Origin of the sequence: Mesonia maritima, from assembly GCF_042433895.1 — a bacterium.
Classification (GTDB): Bacteria; Bacteroidota; Bacteroidia; order Flavobacteriales; family Flavobacteriaceae; genus Mesonia; species Mesonia maritima.
Genome location: NZ_JBHLUA010000012.1, coordinates 216902 through 235816 on the forward strand (window position 1 = coordinate 216902; position 18915 = coordinate 235816).

Consider the following 18915-nt stretch of genomic DNA (forward strand, 5'->3'; position numbering starts at 1 on the left):
TAAATTTATGCGTTTAATTAATGGTTGACTTTTTTTAGTTGAAAAGTTACCACATTGCTCGCATTTGTGCTGAAATAACTAATTTTTTCAATTCAATCTATTCTTAATCGTGTTCTAACCAAGAAGTATGATAAGTCTCATCGGCAATTTTCATTCCGTCTTCGGTTACTTTTAAAGGTTTAAAAGTATCTACCATTACGGCTAATTCTTCAGTTTTTGTCTGACCGATACTTCGCTCTACCGCTCCCGGATGCGGACCGTGAGGAATTCCCGCGGGATGCAATGAAATATGACCTTCTTCAATATCATTTCTACTCATAAAATCGCCATCTACATAATAAAGAACCTCATCGCTATCTATATTACTGTGATTGTAAGGCGCGGGAATACTTTCGGGATGATAATCGTACAATCGCGGACAGAATGAACAAACCACGAACGCATCGGTTTCAAAAGTTTGATGAACCGGTGGCGGTTGGTGAATTCTCCCGGTAATGGGTTCAAAATCGTGAATGGAAAATGCATACGGGAAATTATAGCCGTCATAACCCACAACATCGAATGGATGTGTCGCATAAACCATATCAAAAATTTCGTCTTGCTTTTTTACTTTAATTAGAAAATCGCCTTTTTCATCGTTGGTTTCTAATTCGTGTGGTCTTCGTAAATCACGTTCACAAAATGGCGAATGTTCTAACAATTGACCAAAATGATTTCTATAGCGTTTTGGCGTGTAAATTGGTCGGCGTGATTCTACAATGAAAAGTCGGTTATTTTCATCGTCGAAATCTAACTTATAAATCGTTCCGCGTGGAATTAATAAATAATCACCGTATTTAAAATCTATATTTCCTAAATGTGTACGTAATTTACCGCTTCCTTTATGAATAAAAAGCAATTCATCGGCATCAGAATTTTTATAGAAATAATCTTCTGTGCTTTCTTGTGGTGCTGCTAACGTAATGGTAACATCGCTATTGGTTAATACCGGTTTTCTGCTTTCCAAATAATCTGGAGCAGGAACGATTTTAAAACCTTTAAAGCGATAACTTTTTAAATTATTTCCAATCGCTATTTTTGGAGCTACGTTGTAACTTCCTTTTATTTCTTTAACCTGTGTTGGTCTGTGTTCGTGATATAAATTAGACGACATCCCGTCGAAACCAATGGTCCCGAAAAGTTGTTCGTAATAAAGACTTCCGTCAGGTTTTTTGAAAACGGTGTGTCTTTTATGGGGTATTTTTCCGAGTTTATGATAGAAAGGCATAATTATAATTTTTCTATGAGCCAATAAATAATAGATACTTCTACAAATATCGACAAATTTTGATGAAAATTTTCTTAAATCTTATTAAAACCAAAAGCCTAAGCTTAAATACCATTCACTTTCGCCGCGTTCGGGTGAATAAGAATATTTTCCTTCTAAGGGACCTAAAAAAGTTTCTATACCGTAACCGATCGCAAAACCTGTAAAGTCTGGCGTGCTAAACCAATTTCCGGTTTTGTAAAGATCGTCTTCCACATTGGCAATATTATAACTTGCTATAAGATGATTTTTTTTGAAAATTTCATAATCTATTTCTACTAAAGCTTTGATATAACTATCACCAGAAAGATCTAAAAAATTATAGCCGAAAAACGGTTCAATATTATTTACATAATTATTTCCGTAGCCGCCTAAGAAAAATTTTAACGTATTCATTTCGCTATTTCCTAACCTAAAACCGGTTTCTGTGGTTGTTCTAACCGAAAATTTTGAAATAGGACTAAACGCGTAACCGATGGAACCTTTGGCAATAGAAAATTCAGAAAAACTAAAAGAGGAATGCGAATCGAATAAATACAAGTGAAAATCGCCTCTAAAATGTGCTCCAGAACTTGGGAAATAAGCGTTATCGTAGGTATCTAATTCTAAATAACCATACGTGCTATATAAATTGCTTTGCTCTAAAACGGTAAAAGGAAGATTTTCATTCTCTTTATTTTCTATAATTGTTTCTGTTTCTAATTTTGTGTATTTATGTTCTAATCCTAACCCAAACCGAAATGCTTTTACCAAAAATGTTTGCACGTAAAATTGATTGGTGAAATCGAGATAATCTATTTCTACTTGGTTTACATCATAATCGCGAAGTGAAGAATTTTTCTTTACAAAGTCGAAACCAACATCGTGCTCAAATTGCTTAACACTCGAGTTTACGCCGATGCTCCAATAACTTCCTTTATCGATATAATAACTAAAATCGTACCGAAAATTATCACCAACAATGGCATCAAAAGAAGTAATATCATTAGTTAAAAAAAGTGATTTATGGGTAATATTCAGTAAAGCCGCACTTCTGTATAGTTCATCGTAATGTAAGGCAAAACGCAACAAAGTATTATTATTATTTTCATAGACAACTACTTGCAAGTCGTTTTTGCCTTCTCCTTGAGGAATTAAATTATATTCTACACGCTTAAAATTTCCGGTTGCCGATAAATTATTAATCCCAACGTTTAAATCTTGATACGGAATTTTAGTATCGGTAGGTATTTTTAATTTTCCCCGAATATAACTTCGCGGATAATTACTGTTTCCGGCAATATCGATATTTTTAATGTAAACCGAATCGTTTACAATTCGCTTTCGTTCAGCTTTTAGATTTTCTTTTATATTTTGTCGACTCGCGATTGCTTGTAAATCTGCCAATTTTTCCAGTGCAGCTTCTTCACCGGAATCGATTATCGCTTTTCCCTTATCAAACGATAAAATTGAAAAATCGGTAATATCGGGATTAATGTATAAATCGGTTAATTTGCGTTTTTCGCGCATGTCTCTAATCGTTCTAAAATTATTAACCTGCGTTAGAATTTCAAAAGCCGACTGTAAGTCTTTTCGGTCTACCAAACTATCTTGAACATCAACCCCAATAATGTAATCTACGCCTCTTTTACGTAATTCTTCTACAGGATAATTATTTGAAACGCCACCATCGGTAATTAATCTTCCATTTATAGGAACGGGACTAAATAATGATGGAATTGCACCACTTGCTGAAACCGCTTGCGCAAGCGAACCGCTGTTTAAAATTACTTCTCTTCCGGTTTCAATATCGGTACCGATGCAGAAAAAGGGAATGGGTAATTTTTCGAAATTATTTATATGGTTTACATGCGAAGTTAACTGCGAAACAAGATTGTAAATATTTTGTCCTTTTGAAAGTCCAGATGGAAAACTCACTTTAAACTTATCGAACGGTAAACTTACAGCATAACGTTCTGATTCTTCTTTTTCATAAAACGTTTTTACGCCACGCGGCAAATCGTCTTGAATTAAGGTATTAAAGTTTGTTCGCTGAAAAATGGAATCTAGTTCTTCCGGTGAATAACCCGCAGCGTATAAAGAACCAATAATGGCACCCATACTGCTTCCGCCAATATAATCTACCCGAATCCCGGCTTTTTCGATTACTTTTAACGCGCCAATATGCGCCAAACCTTTTGCTCCCCCACCACTTAATACCAAACCTACTTTTAAATCACGTGCTTTATTGGGCGTTTCTTGCGCAAAAACTCCAAAACCAATTAGCAAGATGAAAAGTAGTATTTTCTTCATTTATTCTATGGAATGATAATGATTATAAACCAAGGTTGCTTTTGAATTTCCGATAACATCGGCAAGCTCTTTTTTACTGAGTTTCGCTATTTTTTTTGTCGATCTGAATTGTTTTAATAATTCGATAGCGGTTTTTTCGCCAATTCCTGAAATTTGTTCTAATTCTGTTCCCAAAGCTGCGCTGCTTCTTTTATTTCGGTGGAAAGTTATTCCAAATCGATGCGCTTCATTTCTAAGTTGTTGAATCACTTTTAAGGTTTCAGATTTCTTGTCCAAATATAACGGAATTGAATCACCTGGATAAAATAATTCTTCTAATCTTTTTGCAATTCCGATAATAGCTATTTTTCCGCGCAAGCCTAAATCGTCTAAAGCTTTTACTGCGGAAGAGAGTTGACCTTTTCCGCCATCGATAATAATAAGTTGTGGCAAAGGTTCTTCTTCATTTAATAATCTTCGGTATCTTCTAAAAACAACTTCTTCCATCGAGGCAAAATCGTCTGGACCTTCTACGGTTTTTATATTAAATTTTCGGTAATCTTTTTTGCTGGGTTTTCCATTTTTAAAAACCACACAAGCCGCAACGGGATTTGTTCCTTGAATATTCGAATTATCGAAACACTCAATATGTCGGGGTTCTTCATTTAACCGTAAATCTTTTTTCATTTGCGCCATTAAACGATTTACATGTCGATCTGGATCTACAATCTTCATTTGTTTAAAACGCTCTTGCCTAAAATATTTCGCATTTCTTAGCGATAAATCTACAATAGCTTTTTTATCACCCAATTTAGGAATGGTAACTTTTACATTTTCACCGGCATCAACTTTAAAAGGAACATAAATTTCTGGAGATTTGGAGTCGAAACGTTGTCTTATTTCAGTAATAGCGAGTTCGAGCAGTTCTTCATCAGTTTCGTCTAATTTTTTTTTCATCTCGATGGTATGCGACCGAATAATAGAACCGTGCGAAAGTTGTAAAAAATTTACATAGCCATAACTTTCATCACTTAAAATGGAAAAAACATCGACATTATTTATTTTAGGATTTACTACGGTAGATTTCACTTGGTAGCGCTCTAAAATGTCTACTTTCTCTTTTATTCGTTGCGCGTCTTCAAACTCCATTTTTTCGGCGTGCGCTTTCATTTGGTCTTTAAATTTGTAAAGTGAATCTTTAAAATTTCCTTTTACAATTTGCCGAATATGCTCGATATTATTGTTATAATCTTGTTCAGTTTGGTAACCTTCGCACGGTCCTTGGCAATTTCCTAAATGATATTCTAAGCAAACTTTATATTTTCCGTGCTGAATTTTTTCTTCAGATAAATCATAATTACATGTGCGCAATTTATAGAGTTCTTTTATTAAACCGAGCAAAGTTTTTACGGTCCTAACACTGGTAAACGGTCCGTAATATTCACTGCCGTCTTTTATAACACGACGCGTCATAAAAACTCTTGGAAAACGTTCTTTTTTAATGCAAATCCATGGGTAGGTTTTGTCATCTTTCAGCATTACATTAAAGCGCGGCTGGTATTTTTTAATTAAATTATTTTCCAGCAATAAGGCGTCGGTTTCAGAATTCACGACAATATGTTTTATCTCGTGAATTTTTTTTACCATTACACCAATACGATGGCTATCATGCTTTTTATTGAAATAAGAACTTACTCGTTTCTTTAAATTCTTTGCTTTACCAACATAGAGAATCTTGCCTTTTTTATCGTAATATTGATAGACTCCCGGACTGGAAGGCAAGGTTTTTAATTGAATTTCTAACGGAGTTGTTGTCATTACCTCAAAGTTAAAACTTATTGCGACTTCAAAAAAATTATCGCTTCATATTGTTTAAACTCGCTACCAAAAATTTAAAAAATTATTACTTTCGAATAATCTACTATGCAAAACTTAAACACATTGTTATAAACGCATAGCTTTTACTATATTGCAGTATGAGTAAAAAAATTATCGGACGTATTGACAAAGCAGAATTTCCTCAATTAAATTTACAGGAAATCGCTATTAAAATTGATACCGGCGCGTACACTTCTTCTATTCATTGTGAAGATATTCACGAAGAAAACGGAGAGTTACACTGTAAATTTTTAGATAAAGAACATCCAAATTACAATCATAAATCCTTTATCTTTAAAGAATATAACACTATAAAAGTGCGCAGCAGTAACGGTATTGCTCAAAAACGTTATGAAATAAAATCGACTATAAAAATTTTCGGTAAAACTTATAAAATTTCACTTTCTTTGAGCGACCGAAAAGAAATGAAATATCCCGTTTTAATCGGAAGAAAATTTTTAAATAATAAATTCATCGTAGATCCACAATTAAAAGATCTTTCCTTCAACGCTCAACAACGCTAAACTTATGAACATTAAAATATTATCTCGAAACTCAAATTTATATTCCACCAAACGTTTAGTTGAGGCCGCTACAAAACGAAAACATACTGTAGAAGTGGTAGATCCATTAAAGTGTGACATTGTTATTGAAAAAAGAAAACCCAATATTTATTACAAAGGTGGTTATATTGTAGATGTAGACGCTATCATTCCTAGAATCGGTTCTTCCGTAACCTTCTACGGAACTGCCGTGGTAAGACAATTTGAAATGATGGGCGCTTTTACCACTACAGATTCTGAAGCCTTGGTAAGAAGTCGCGATAAATTACGCAGTTTACAAGTACTTTCCCGCGCAAAAATAGGATTACCAAAGACCGTTTTCACCAATTATTCTCGTGATGTAGAAGGTGTTATAAAACAAGTTGGTGGCGTTCCACTTGTTATAAAATTATTAGAAGGAACACAAGGTTTAGGCGTAGTTTTAGCTGAAACAAAAAATGCAGCTGAATCGGTTATTGAAGCTTTTAACGGTTTACAAGCACGTGTAATTGTTCAAGAATTTATAAAAGAAGCAAAAGGCGCCGATATTCGTGCTTTTGTAGTCGATGGTCACGTTGTTGGCGCAATGAAAAGACAAGGAAAAGAAGGTGAATTTCGTTCTAATTTACATCGTGGTGGTTCTGCTGAAGTTATTCAATTAACCGATGAAGAAGAAATCGCAGCGGTAAAAGCCTGTAAAGCTATGGGACTTGGCGTAGCCGGTGTAGATTTACTACAAAGTAGCCGCGGGCCTTTAATTTTAGAAGTAAATTCTTCACCTGGTTTAGAAGGAATTGAAAAAGCTACCGGAAAAGATATCGCGAAGACCATTATCAGATATATCGAGAAAAATATTTAATAATGAAATTTATTGACAAAAATAATGTTCTCACCCTTCTCGATAAAAAAATAAAACCGGGTACCAGCATTAAAATGAATTTCAATACTGCAAAATTGTACACCACAACTGCAGTAGAAGTTCCTATAATAATTGAGCGCTCAAAAAAACCAGGTCCTACGGTTTTAATTACCGGCGGAATTCATGGTGACGAAATTAATGGCGTAGAAATAGTACGTCAAATTATTGCAAAAGGAATTAATAAACCCGAACGCGGAACAATTATTTGTATTCCCGTTGTAAATGTTTTTGGATTTCTAAATATGACCCGCGAATTTCCTGATGGCCGAGATTTAAATCGGATGTTCCCTGGTTCAAAAAAAGGACCATTAGCCAGTAGAATTGCTTATCAATTTAAAGAAGAGATTTTACCCGCTGCAGATTACTGTTTAGATTTTCATACCGGCGGTTCTAGTAGATTTAACGCAGCACAAATTCGTATTCGACCCGAAGATAACCAACTTTTAAAACTTGCTGAAATTTTTAACGCACCGTTTACGGTTTATTCGAAAAATATTTCAAAATCCTATCGTGATACCTGCGCAAAACTCAATATTCCGTTTTTGCTTTTTGAAGGCGGAAAATCGCAAGACAGTAACAAAGAAATAGCGAAATATGGCGTTGAAGGAACACTACGCTTTTTAGATCATTTGCAAATGCTAGGAGAAGATTTTCTACCTCCAAAACCTATAAAACCAAGCATTATTATAAATGAAACCGTTTGGATGCGAGCCAAGTTTAGCGGATTGCTTCACGTAAAAATCCCTATTGGAAAACACGTAGAAAAAGGAGAGTATATTGCTATTATCACCGATCCTTACGGAAGTTTTCGACATAAAGTAAAAGCTACTGCAACCGGTTATGTAATTAATGTAAATCAATCGCCAATTGTTTATCAAGGTGATGCTATTTTTCACCTATCAAAAAACTAGGAATGAAAAATGAACTTCGAAAAAATTATAAAACAAAACGTGCCCAACTTTCTGCTGAAGAAATTTATGAAAAAAGTTTAGCCATTGCCAATAAAACCTTAGAGCTCGACATTTGGCAATATTCTTTTTACCATATTTTTTTAAGTATTGAAAAACTTCAAGAAATAAATACTGAATTTTTATTGCATATTTTAAGCGGAAAAGATAAAAATATAGTGATTTCTAAAAGTGATTTTAAGACGTTAGAAATGAATCATTTTTTACTAACCGATTCCACAGCGATAAAAAATAATGAATGGGGAATTCCCGAACCCGTTAACGGAATTGAAATTCAACCTGAAAAATTAGACGTTATTTTTATTCCGCTTTTAGCCTTTGACAAAACCGGCCACCGAATTGGCTACGGAAAAGGTTTTTACGATCGGTTTCTAGAAAAATGCTCACCGCAAGCCATAAAAATAGGCTTATCTTTTTTTGAAGCTGAAGAGAAAAATTTTAAAACTTTCCCCACCGATATTAAACTCGATTTTTGTGTAACTCCTGAGAAGATTTATAGATTTTAGAAATCAAGAAATATAACTTCATCTTTTTTTCCTGCCATTGGGGGCATTCCGTTTCTACCTTGGGTATGCCAAAAAATGTATTCCTTTTTATATTCACTTATCCTATTCTGCTCAAATTCTTCCTTGATTAAAGAATCTATAACTGAAAAATATTCTTTGGGAGAATGAACAAAAATCAAATAAGCCTTAGATTTATAAACCCCTAACCTTTTATTGTTAGGAAAACCATAAGTTTTAGTTATTTCAATAAGTTTCTTGGTATTTTCTTCATCTATTTTATGAGCTATATCCCAAAGTGAATCATTCTTAAATCGATACACATTATTATTTAAAGCTTCGTAAGGATTAGAGTTAAGACCATAAACTGAATCCAAATCGGACATTTTAGATCTTATGCCTTGATCCCATTTATACATTGAATCAATTGTTGCAGTTAAGATTTCCTTTTCCTTCTTAGAAAGACTATACTTTCTTGGTTTATTACAACTAAAGACAAAAAATACTAGTAAAATAATTAAAGACTTACTCATAATACATTTATACTATGAATATAAGCATTTTTAATTCTAGTTATATATTTTCTGATTTCTTCTCTTCTTTCGGAAAGGCTTTTTTATTAAAAATAATCAATAAAATTACGCCAATGGTAATGGCAGAATCGGCAATATTAAAAACCGGTTCAAAAAAAGTGAAATATTGACCGCCCCAAATAGGAATCCATTCCGGTAAATAACCACTCCATAGCGGGAAATAAAGCATATCGACCACTTTTCCGTGAAACAAACTTCCATAAGTACCGGCTTCGGGTAAAAAACTTGCGATTTGATTATGGCTGTCGTTAAAAATTAATCCATAGAAAACCGAATCGATTATATTTCCAAAAGCACCGGCAAAAATAAGCGCTACAGAAATTACTAAAATTCTGGAATTCTTTTTTCTTACGGAATCCCAAAGCCAATATCCAATTCCGCAGATTGCCACCAAACGGAATAAGGTTAACGTGAGTTTTCCGTATTCTCCGGGAATTTTTGCACCCCAAGCCATTCCTTCGTTTTCAACAAAAAGTATTCTAAACCAATCGAATACTTTTACTTCTTCACCGAGAATAAAATTGGTTTTAATGTAAAATTTTGAAATCTGATCGATAATCAGAATTATAATTATAAATAGAGTTGCCTTCTTTAACGACATTTAAATTTCATTTTGCGCGTAAAAATACATTTTTTATTGCGTTTTCTTAACAATAATATTTCCGTAGATACTTTTTGCTGAAATTTTTTGTCCGTCGGGATGTTTTGGCGGCGTTTTAATACTTCCGTAAGTAGAAGAAGTTTCTAAATTAGCTTGGTTGGTTTCAATTAAAACATCACCTTTTATGGTATTTATAATCGCCTCGCCACTAAAAGAAGTTAAACTACACTTACCTGAAGTTAATTCGGTTTCGAAATAGTTATAGGTTCCGCTGGCGTAAACCGAGGCTATATTAGATTGTATAATTACTTTTTTATGCTTGGGAAGCGTAATGTGGAGTATAACCGCAAAAACTTTATGCGCGCTTAGTTTATCATAACCGCTGGTTAAAATTTCTGGATATGCTGAAAAAATATGAAGTTGATTTCCTTTTTGTTCCGTTTTTATCCCGATTTGTTGCGTGTATTCTCCTTCAGAAAATACGGCTAATTTTATTTTATCGGTTTGGGTGGTTTCTAAGGTAATTTTAAAAACCTCATCGGCATTTATGTAAAGTTCTGAAATGGTTTCAGCTTCAAAAATTTGTACGCTTTCTCGTTGCCCAAATCCTGAAATTGAAGAAAGTAAGGCAATTATAAAAGTAGCGTAAAAATTGTGAAATCTTTTCATGACTTCACAAAGGTTAAAAAACGCTTCCCGACAGAGAAGCGTTTTTATTTTTATTTCTGAAGGTTTTTCGCTTCAATACTTAAGGTTGCATGCGGAACCAGTTTTAGACGCTCTTTTTTAATAAGCTTTCCAGTTACACGGCAAATTCCGTAGGTTTTATTTTCAATTCTAATTAAAGCACTTTTTAAGTCTCTAATGAATTTTTCTTGACGAATAGCTAACTGAGAGTTTGCCTCTTTACTCATTGTTTCGCTTCCTTCATCAAAAGCTTTAAACGTTGGTGAAGTATCGTCTGTACCGTTCGAACTATCGTTCATATATGCACTTTTGTACATTTCTAATTGTTCGGTAGCTTTTCTGATTTTTTCTTGAATAATGGCTTTGAATTCGGCCAAATCTTCATCTGAATATCTTTCTTTCTCTTGCGTTTGTGCTGCCATAATTTAATTGTGTTTTGTGATAGACAATTTGGTGCTCACATCATCAAAATTAATTTCAATTCCATTGTCTATGTTATCTACTAAGTCGAGTTTAGCAGTTAGCGTTTCATTTTTTATATAGGTCAAATTTTCTTTAACAGCGTTCTCGACAACGCCATCTTTTTGTATGTTAACTTCTATGGTATCGGTTACTTCAAAATCATTGTCTTTACGCAGGTTTTGAATTCTATTTACAAGTTCTCTAGCGATACCTTCTTGTTTTAACGCTTCTGTTAATGTAACATCTAACGCAACAGTTAGGCCATTATTGCTTGCAACTAGCCAACCTTCAATATCTTGTGAAGCTATTTCAACTTCATCGAGGCGCAAAGTAGTAATTTTTCCGTTAATTTCAATATCAATATTTCCTTCAATTTCTATGGTGGAAATATCTTTTGCTTCTAGTTTATTAATAGCCGCAACTACTAATTTCATTTCTTTTCCAAAACGGGGACCGAGCACTTTAAAATTAGGCTTTATGGTTTTTACCAAAATTCCCGAAGTGTCGTCGATTAACTCGATTTCTTTTACGTTTACTTCAGATTTTATTAGTTCTGAAACGGCTTCAATTTCATTTCTAACCTTGTCATCTAACACCGGAATCATAATGCGTTGTAAAGGTTGTCTAACTTTAATCATTTCTTTTTTCCGAAGCGATAACACTAAGGAAGATATAATTTGCGCCTTTTCCATTTTCTGTTCTAAAGCTTTATCGATAAAGTCTTTATTTTGAGTTGGAAAACTTGCCAAATGTACACTTTCTGAAGTTTCTTTTTTGGTAACTTTCGTTAAGTCTATGTAAAGTCGGTCCATATAAAATGGAGCGATTGGCGCACTGAGTTTTGCTACTGTTTCCAGACACGTATATAAGGTTTGATAAGCTGAGATTTTATCTTCTTTATAATCTCCTTTCCAGAAACGTCTTCTACTTAAACGCACAAACCAGTTACTTAAATTTTCCTGAACAAATTCTGAAATTGCTCTTGCTGCTTTTGTGGGTTCGTACGTTTCATAAAACTTCTCTACTTTCCCGATAAGCGTATGTAATTCTGAAAGAATCCACCGGTCGATTTCAGGACGTTTTTCTAAGGCAATATCATCTTCAGCATAAGTAAATTCATCGATATTTGCGTAAAGTGAAAAGAACGAATAGGTGTTATATAACGTTCCAAAGAATTTACGACGGACTTCACCGATTCCTTCAATATCGAATTTTAAATTATCCCACGGGTTTGCGTTCGAAATCATATACCAACGCGTAGCATCGGGACCAAAGGCGGCTAAAGTTTGGAAAGGATCTACAGCGTTTCCTAAACGTTTCGACATTTTTTGCCCGTGTTTATCGAGTACTAATCCATTGGAAACTACATTTTTATACGCTACATCATCAAAAATCATGGTAGCAATCGCGTGCAAGGTATAAAACCAACCACGAGTTTGGTCTACGCCTTCTGCGATAAAATCTGCTTTTCGTTCGCTTTGTTCAACTTTGTGTTTATTCTCGAACGGATAATGCCATTGCGCGTAAGGCATAGAACCAGAATCGAACCAAACATCGATTAAATCTGCTTCGCGTTTCATCGGTTTTCCGGAAGGAGAAACCAAGGTAATTTTATCGACCACATTTTTATGAAGATCTACTTTTTCGTAGTTTTCATCAGTCATATTATCGACTTCAAAATCGGCAAAAATATCTACTTTCATTATCCCGGCTTCTACTGCCTTTTTCATTTCTGATTTTAATTCAGCAATAGAACCAATCATAATTTCTTCTTTTCCGTCTTCTGTTCTCCAGATAGGAAGCGGAATTCCCCAAAAACGTGAGCGTGATAAATTCCAGTCGTTTGCATTGGCTAACCAATTACCGAAACGGCCTTCTCCGGTTGATTTCGGTTTCCAGTTGATTCCGAGGTTTAACTCGTGCATTCTATCTTTTACATCGGTTACTTTTATGAACCAAGAATCTAACGGATAATATAAAATTGGTTTGTCTGTTCGCCAGCAATTTGGATAACTGTGAACGTATTTTTCGACTTTAAAAGCTTTATTTTCTTCTTTTAATTTAATAGCAATTTCTACATCTACTGATTTTTCCGGTGCTTCGCCTTCATCATAATATTCGTTCTTTACGTATTTTCCGGCAAATTCATCCATTTCTTTTCTGAATTTCCCTTGTAAATCTACTAACGGAACGAGATTATTGTTTTCATCATAAACCAACATCGGCGGAACTTCTGGCGTAGCTTGTTTTGCTACTAAAGCATCGTCTGCACCAAAAGTTGGCGCGGTATGAACGATTCCTGTTCCGTCTTCAGTAGTCACAAAATCTCCTGCAATTACGCGAAAGGCGTTTTCAGGATTTTTATAAGGTTTTGCGTAAGGTAAGAGTTGCTCATATTTAATTCCGACTAAATCTTTTCCTTTAAATTCGCCATCAATTAAATAAGGTATCTTTTTATCGCCTTGTTTATAGGCTTTTAAAATATCTTCGTTTACGGTTTCTTTATATTTTTTATCGAATTGTTTTGCTACTAAATTTTTAGCTACGATAATATTTATAGGCTCAAAGGTGTATTGATTGTACGTTTTCACCAATACATAATCGATTTTTGGTCCGACGGTTAAAGCGGTATTACTTGGTAATGTCCACGGTGTGGTTGTCCAAGCGATTAAATAAACATCGCCATTTTCGCCGGCAAGTGAATCGGGTAAACTGTGCGGAATTGTTTTAAACTGCGCAGTTACGGTAGTATCGGTTACATCTTGATATGTTCCCGGTTGGTTTAATTCGTGCGAGCTTAAACCGGTTCCTGCTTTTGGTGAATACGGCTGAATAGTATAGCCTTTATAAATTAAGCCTTTTTTATAGATTTCTGAAAGCAACCACCAAACGCTTTCCATATATTTTGACTTATAGGTAATGTATGGATCGTCCATATCTACCCAATAGCCCATTTTTTCGGTAAGTTTATTCCAAATATCGGTATAACGCATTACGGCATTTTTACAAGCGTCGTTATATTCTTCAACAGAAATTTTTGTTCCGATATCTTCTTTGGTAATTCCGAGCTCTTTTTCTACGCCTAATTCTACGGGAAGTCCGTGCGTGTCCCAACCGGCTTTACGTTTTACTTGAAAACCTTGTTGAGTTTTATAACGGCAAAAAATATCTTTAATGGTTCGCGCCATTACGTGGTGAATACCCGGAAGTCCATTTGCTGACGGCGGTCCTTCAAAAAATACGAAGGGTTTATTTTCGTCTCGAGTTTCAATACTTTTTTCAAAAATATTTTCAGCCTCCCAGAATTTTTGAATTTCTTCAGCAATTTCGGGAAGTTCAAGTCCTTTATAATCAGCAAATTTTCTACTCATAATCTACGCTTTGAAAATAAGTTGCGAAATTAAGGATTTTTAGCAAACCCACTCAATTAAAAAGACAAAAAACCCTTCGTATAAATACGAATAAAATTAAAAATGGAATAAAAGTTTCTATCAAGTTATTTCAATTTTTTCATTATCTTTAAGAGTTATTTATTTTATGTGCTTAATTTTTATTATGAAAAAAACTCTACTCTTCTGTTTAATAGCAATAAGCTATTTTTCATCTTCTAGTCAAACTATAGAAATCGACGATTATACTTGGTATGTACATTCTTATGAACTTAATGGAAATACTACCGATAAACCATTTTCTCCAGAAATGACTATTCAATTAGATTTTGACCTCAGCAATAATATTTTAATGAGTGATTTATGTTGTGGCGGGAATTTTCAACTCGATATAAATGTTGATGCAAATAATTCTAATTTTCAAGGTTCAAATTTTACCAATACTGCTACAAATTGCACTGAAACTGGGAATACTAGTTTTGTAGATTTAGTCCAGGATTTTTTTGAAAATTCAGAAAATGAAACGATTAATTACAATATAAATACACAAAATATTTTTCCTGGCATTTTAGAATTGAATAATACAAGTGGAGAAACTATTATTTTACATAATTCTCCTCACGAAAATTCAGGTTCTTTTGGAGAATTATTTAATGATAACGGTTATTGGGGTAAGATGACAGATTTCTGGTATTTAGCAAGTATGAATATAGATAACAATTATTACAGTCCTACCGATATTAGTAATGCTTTTGGAAATAATGCAAAAGCATCTTTTTCTTATCGTGGAGAACTTTCTTTTTTTGCTTGCAATACACTTACTGCTGATTTTACAAGCTTACAAAATATCAATAATAATTTCTTTATTAATTGCAATAATTTAGCCTACGGAACGGATCAATGTTCTACCGCAAATGCAACTACTTTAGAAAATCTTTATTTTGGTTTTTTAATAGAACAAGCACAAAATAAAAAAATAATGTCTTTACAATATACACTCGATGTGGAGAATCCACAAACATTTGGAATTTATGATACTTCCTCTGAAAACTATTTATTCTTCTCTTCCGATCCGCTATTATCAACAGATGGCTTTAGTTATAAAAGAGATATAAATATTTACCCCAACCCAGCAAAAGAAACCGTTTTTATTGAAAATAATCATCAACAAATTAATCAACTTCAGGTTATAGATATTTCTGGAAAGCAACTAAAAACATTCAAAAGTGTAAAGAATCAAGTTGATGTTTCTGAATTGCCAAGCGGCGTGTATTTTTTTAAAATTTATTCCGAAGGAAATATAACAATCAAAAAAGTGATTAAAGAGTAAATTTGAAACCGAAATTTAAAACATCTTTCTATATCTTTGTATGATAAAAAAATAGAATTATGTCATTTTCAGATTTATTTGATTCGGGAACACACCGAAGAAACTTAGGGCATTTTGCCTCTATTGTTAATCTAGCCGCTGTGGATGGGGAGATTAATCCGGAAGAAGAAAAAGTATTACGCAGATTGGCTATTAAATTGGACATCGACGATAGTGAATATAAACAAACGATGAAAACTCCGGAAAAATTTCCGGTGAATCCACCAAATACTATCGAACGCCGTTTAGAACGTTTATACGACGCGTTAACAATTATTTTTGCAGATCATGACATGGATGCCCAAGAAGAATTTTTATTGAAACGTTATGCAGTTGCGCTAGGTTTTTCTTCAGAAGATTCTGAAACGATTATTAAACGTTCTATAAAAATTTTAGGTCGCCAATTAAGTTTCGACGATTACCTTTACTTATTGGAAAGAAAATAAATTAATAATTCCAAGATATTTAAAATCTCGATTATCCAATCAAAAATCTTAAGGTAAGTCCAAGAGATACAGACTGGAAAAACATTTAACTATTTAGAGGCAAACCTCGGGATATTATACTCTTTGGCAGCGCCAAAAAAACGCTCTCTATTCGGGAGCGTTTTTCATAAATTCTTCAGCCTTTTCTACCATTTTTTTACTTCCGCAGAAAAAAGGAATACGCTGGTGTAACTCGGTTGGCTTTATATCCATAATTCGTTGAAAACCATCGCTTGCCTTTCCGCCGGCTTGTTCAGCAATAAACGCCATTGGATTACATTCATATAAAAGTCGAAGTTTTCCGTTAGAAGATTTAGAACTTTTCGGGTAAATGTAAATTCCACCTTTAATCATATTTCGGTGAATGTCAGAAACAAGCGAACCAATATATCGTGAAGTATAGGGTCTATCTTCTTCTTCAGCTTGGCAATATTTTATATAATCTTTTACACCCTGCGGAAAATGATTATAATTTCCTTCATTAATCGAATAAATTCTACCCGAATCAGGAAATTGCATATTTGGATGCGATAAATAGTAGGTTCCAATCGCAGGATTTAATGTGAAACCATTTACACCGTGACCGGTTGTGTAAACCAACATTGTTGAAGTTCCATAAACCACGTAACCCGCGGCAACTTGTTGGTTTCCGGGTTGTAAAAAATCTTCTTCGGTTACAGGAGTTCCTAACGGCGTAACTCTTCTATATACTGAAAAAATTGTCCCGACGGAAACATTTACATCAATGTTTGAACTTCCGTCAAGCGGATCCATTAACACCACATATTTATTTTGATGATCTTTATTTTGACCTTGAATGGTAATAAATTCATCGTTTTCTTCGGAAGCAATTCCACAGACAATTTCTCTATTTGTAAGGGTTTGAATAAATTTTTCATTGGCATAAACATCAAGCTTTTGTTGCTCCTCTCCTTGAATATTAGTTTCTCCTGCAGCACCTATAATATCTACCAATCCCGCTTTATTCACTTCGTGATTTACTACTTTCGCTGCTAAACGAATAGAATTAATTAATCGGGAAAGTTCACCTGAAGAATAAGGAAATGCAGATTGATTTTCGATGATAAACTCACCGAGTGTTTGATTTTTTCTTGCCATAATGAAAGTATATTTCCCGACAAAAATAGAAAAAAAGCGCTTGATATGCTTATTTTTGACACTAAACTACCCAAAGTATGGATTTTAAAATACGTAAAACAACGCGCGAAGATGTCTCTTCCATTTTAAAACTAATTCAGGAATTGGCCGATTTTGAAAAGGAACCTGAAGCTGTAGAAATTTCAGAAGAAGATTTATTGCAAGATGGTTTTCAGGAAAATCCGCTTTTTACCTGTTTTGTAGCTGAAATAAACCAAACTGTTGTAGGAATGGCGTTATGCTATTTTCGCTATTCTACGTGGAAAGGAAAAACCGTTCATTTAGAAGATTTAATTGTTCAGCAAAACTTTAGAGGAAAGGGAATTGGAAAAGCTTTATATAAAAAAACGCTACAATTTGCGGTAGAAAATAATGTAAAACGCGTAGAATGGGTTGTTTTAAATTGGAATAAAAACGCTGTAGATTTTTATAAAAATTCTGGTGCAAGCGTTTTTAAAGAATGGAATACCGTTCAGTTTGAAGAAAAAGCATTTAAAAATTACTTAAACAGAAAAGCATGAAAATTTTTAAATTCGGAGGAGCTTCTGTAAAAAATGCTGAAGGCGTTAAAAATGTTTTACAGGTTTTAAACCAAACCGAACCAAGTCAAAAACTGGTGGTTATTTCGGCAATGGGAAAAACCACAAACGCGTTAGAAAAAGTGATTCAACATTATTTTGAACAAAAAGCAGCACTTTCTAAAAGTATTGAAGCGGTAAAACATTTTCACGAAGAAATAATAGAAGATTTATTTACGGAAAACAAAGAAACAGTTTTTAGAAAAATCAATTATTTTTTTGAAGAATTAGAGAGCTTTTTAAACCGAAATAAATCTCCAAATTACGACTATGTTTATGACCAAGTAATTTGTTTTGGCGAATTAATAAGCACCACAATTGTAAGTGAATATTTAACTGAAAAGAACTTAAAAAATACGTGGATAGATGCGCGAACGCTCATAAAAACCGACGCAACCTATCGCGATGCAAAAGTAAATTGGGAGCAAACGGAAAGTAATATTTCTTCAAAAATAAATCCTGAAAAATTAATTATTACGCAAGGTTTTATCGGTTCAGATCATCATAATTTCACCACTTCGCTTGGAAGAGAAGGAAGCGATTATTCCGCAGGAATTTTCGCCTATTGTTTAAATGCAGAAGATGTTACGATTTGGAAAGATGTAGAAGGCGTTTTAAATGCCGATCCTCGGGAATTTAAAGAAACTACACTTTTACAAGAAATCTCGTATCAAGAAGCAATCGAATTGGCGTTTTATGGTGCTTCGGTTATTCATCCAAAAACCTTACAACCCTTACAGAAAAAGAGAATTCCATTATTTGTAAAATCCTTTTTTAATCCTTCAGAAAAAGGAACAATTGTAGGAATTGGTTCTAAAATCACGCCGCATATTCCTTGTTTTATTGTGAAGAAGAACTTGGTTTTATTATCACTTTCAGCTTTAGATTTTTCATTTTTTGTGGAAGAAAACATCAGCGAGATTTTCGCGCTTTTTCATAAATATCAAATAAAAGTCGACTTAATCCAGAATTCCGCAATCAGTTTTTCGGTTTGTGTAGATAATAAATTTAACAATATCGATAAATTAATCGCGCATCTTCAAGCAAAATTTAGGGTAAGTTTCAATAAAAATGTATCGCTTTACACCATTCGCCACTTTACACAAGAAGCTATAAACCAGTTAGAAAAAGACAAAACCGTACTTTTAAAACAACTTACACGAGAAACCGTACAATTGGTTACAAAAGACTAGCCCTTCTGCAAGC

17 protein-coding genes are annotated in these 18915 nt (G+C 33.8%); 8 read left to right on the forward strand and 9 right to left on the reverse strand.

Going from position 1 to position 18915, the window contains the following annotated elements; genetic code table 11:
- Positions 1–103: 103 nt before the first annotated feature.
- The 3 genes from ACFFGL_RS07730 to uvrC form a co-directional block, all read right to left on the reverse strand.
- Positions 104–1267: a homogentisate 1,2-dioxygenase gene (locus ACFFGL_RS07730; RefSeq protein WP_309726962.1), complete on the reverse strand. Its 1164-nt coding sequence runs from the start codon at positions 1265–1267 to the stop codon at positions 104–106.
- Between the two features lie 84 nt (positions 1268–1351).
- Positions 1352–3598 carry a patatin-like phospholipase family protein gene (locus ACFFGL_RS07735; protein ID WP_309726961.1) on the reverse strand — a complete coding sequence of 749 codons (2247 nt, stop codon included), beginning with the start codon at positions 3596–3598 and terminating at the stop codon, positions 1352–1354.
- Positions 3599–5395 carry an excinuclease ABC subunit UvrC gene (gene uvrC, locus ACFFGL_RS07740; RefSeq protein ID WP_309726960.1) on the reverse strand — a complete coding sequence of 599 codons (1797 nt, stop codon included), beginning with the start codon at positions 5393–5395 and terminating at the stop codon, positions 3599–3601.
- Between the two features lie 158 nt (positions 5396–5553).
- On the opposite strand from uvrC, the gene ACFFGL_RS07745 reads away from it, so the two are divergent.
- Genes ACFFGL_RS07745 through ACFFGL_RS07760 form a run of 4 tightly spaced genes read left to right on the forward strand, consistent with a single transcriptional unit; the run spans position 5554 to position 8390 of the window.
- On the forward strand, positions 5554–5979 hold the full coding sequence (locus tag ACFFGL_RS07745; RefSeq protein WP_309726959.1) for an ATP-dependent zinc protease family protein: 426 nt from the start codon (positions 5554–5556) through the stop codon (positions 5977–5979).
- Positions 5980–5983: 4 nt separating this feature from the next.
- Positions 5984–6856 (forward strand): 30S ribosomal protein S6--L-glutamate ligase, encoded by an 873-nt coding sequence (rimK, locus tag ACFFGL_RS07750; protein ID WP_309726958.1) that lies wholly within the window; start codon positions 5984–5986, stop codon positions 6854–6856.
- A gap of 2 nt (positions 6857–6858) precedes the next feature.
- Positions 6859–7827 (forward strand): succinylglutamate desuccinylase/aspartoacylase family protein, encoded by a 969-nt coding sequence (locus tag ACFFGL_RS07755; protein WP_309726957.1) that lies wholly within the window; start codon positions 6859–6861, stop codon positions 7825–7827.
- Between the two features lie 2 nt (positions 7828–7829).
- The gene (locus ACFFGL_RS07760) at positions 7830–8390 is read left to right on the forward strand and encodes a 5-formyltetrahydrofolate cyclo-ligase (RefSeq protein ID WP_309726956.1); all 561 of its coding nucleotides are present in this window, start codon (positions 7830–7832) and stop codon (positions 8388–8390) included.
- Here the strand turns inward: ACFFGL_RS07760 and ACFFGL_RS07765 are convergent.
- The 5 genes from ACFFGL_RS07765 to ileS are packed head-to-tail and all read right to left on the reverse strand — an operon-like array spanning position 8387 to position 14101.
- Positions 8387–8920, reverse strand: coding sequence for a hypothetical protein (locus ACFFGL_RS07765; RefSeq protein ID WP_309726955.1), 534 nt, complete (start codon positions 8918–8920; stop codon positions 8387–8389). The genes ACFFGL_RS07760 and ACFFGL_RS07765 overlap by 4 nt on opposite strands.
- Before the next feature lie 40 nt (positions 8921–8960).
- Positions 8961–9581 carry a lipoprotein signal peptidase gene (locus tag ACFFGL_RS07770; RefSeq protein ID WP_309726954.1) on the reverse strand — a complete coding sequence of 207 codons (621 nt, stop codon included), beginning with the start codon at positions 9579–9581 and terminating at the stop codon, positions 8961–8963.
- 33 nt (positions 9582–9614) lie between these two features.
- Complete coding sequence (locus tag ACFFGL_RS07775) at positions 9615–10250, reverse strand: hypothetical protein (RefSeq protein WP_309726953.1); 636 nt, start codon at positions 10248–10250, stop codon at positions 9615–9617.
- Between the two features lie 50 nt (positions 10251–10300).
- Positions 10301–10690 (reverse strand): TraR/DksA family transcriptional regulator, encoded by a 390-nt coding sequence (locus ACFFGL_RS07780; RefSeq protein ID WP_309726952.1) that lies wholly within the window; start codon positions 10688–10690, stop codon positions 10301–10303.
- Between the two features lie 3 nt (positions 10691–10693).
- Entirely contained in the window at positions 10694–14101 is a 3408-nt protein-coding gene (gene ileS, locus ACFFGL_RS07785) for an isoleucine--tRNA ligase (protein WP_309726951.1), read from the reverse strand.
- 184 nt (positions 14102–14285) lie between these two features.
- On the opposite strand from ileS, the gene ACFFGL_RS07790 reads away from it, so the two are divergent.
- Both ACFFGL_RS07790 and ACFFGL_RS07795 read left to right on the forward strand, forming a co-directional pair.
- Positions 14286–15449 carry a T9SS type A sorting domain-containing protein gene (locus ACFFGL_RS07790; protein WP_309726950.1) on the forward strand — a complete coding sequence of 388 codons (1164 nt, stop codon included), beginning with the start codon at positions 14286–14288 and terminating at the stop codon, positions 15447–15449.
- A 59-nt stretch (positions 15450–15508) separates the two neighbouring features.
- Positions 15509–15934: a tellurite resistance TerB family protein gene (locus ACFFGL_RS07795; RefSeq protein ID WP_309726949.1), complete on the forward strand. Its 426-nt coding sequence runs from the start codon at positions 15509–15511 to the stop codon at positions 15932–15934.
- A 147-nt stretch (positions 15935–16081) separates the two neighbouring features.
- On the opposite strand, the gene fbp is transcribed toward ACFFGL_RS07795, so the two are convergent.
- Positions 16082–17092, reverse strand: coding sequence for a class 1 fructose-bisphosphatase (fbp, locus tag ACFFGL_RS07800; protein WP_309726948.1), 1011 nt, complete (start codon positions 17090–17092; stop codon positions 16082–16084).
- Positions 17093–17169: 77 nt separating this feature from the next.
- Between fbp and ACFFGL_RS07805 the strand changes: the two genes are divergently transcribed.
- Positions 17170–17652 carry a GNAT family N-acetyltransferase gene (locus ACFFGL_RS07805; RefSeq protein WP_309726947.1) on the forward strand — a complete coding sequence of 161 codons (483 nt, stop codon included), beginning with the start codon at positions 17170–17172 and terminating at the stop codon, positions 17650–17652.
- The gene (locus tag ACFFGL_RS07810; protein WP_309726946.1) at positions 17649–18902 is read left to right on the forward strand and encodes an aspartate kinase; all 1254 of its coding nucleotides are present in this window, start codon (positions 17649–17651) and stop codon (positions 18900–18902) included. Before ACFFGL_RS07805 ends, ACFFGL_RS07810 begins: the two co-directional genes overlap by 4 nt.
- Positions 18903–18915 lie beyond the last annotated feature (13 nt).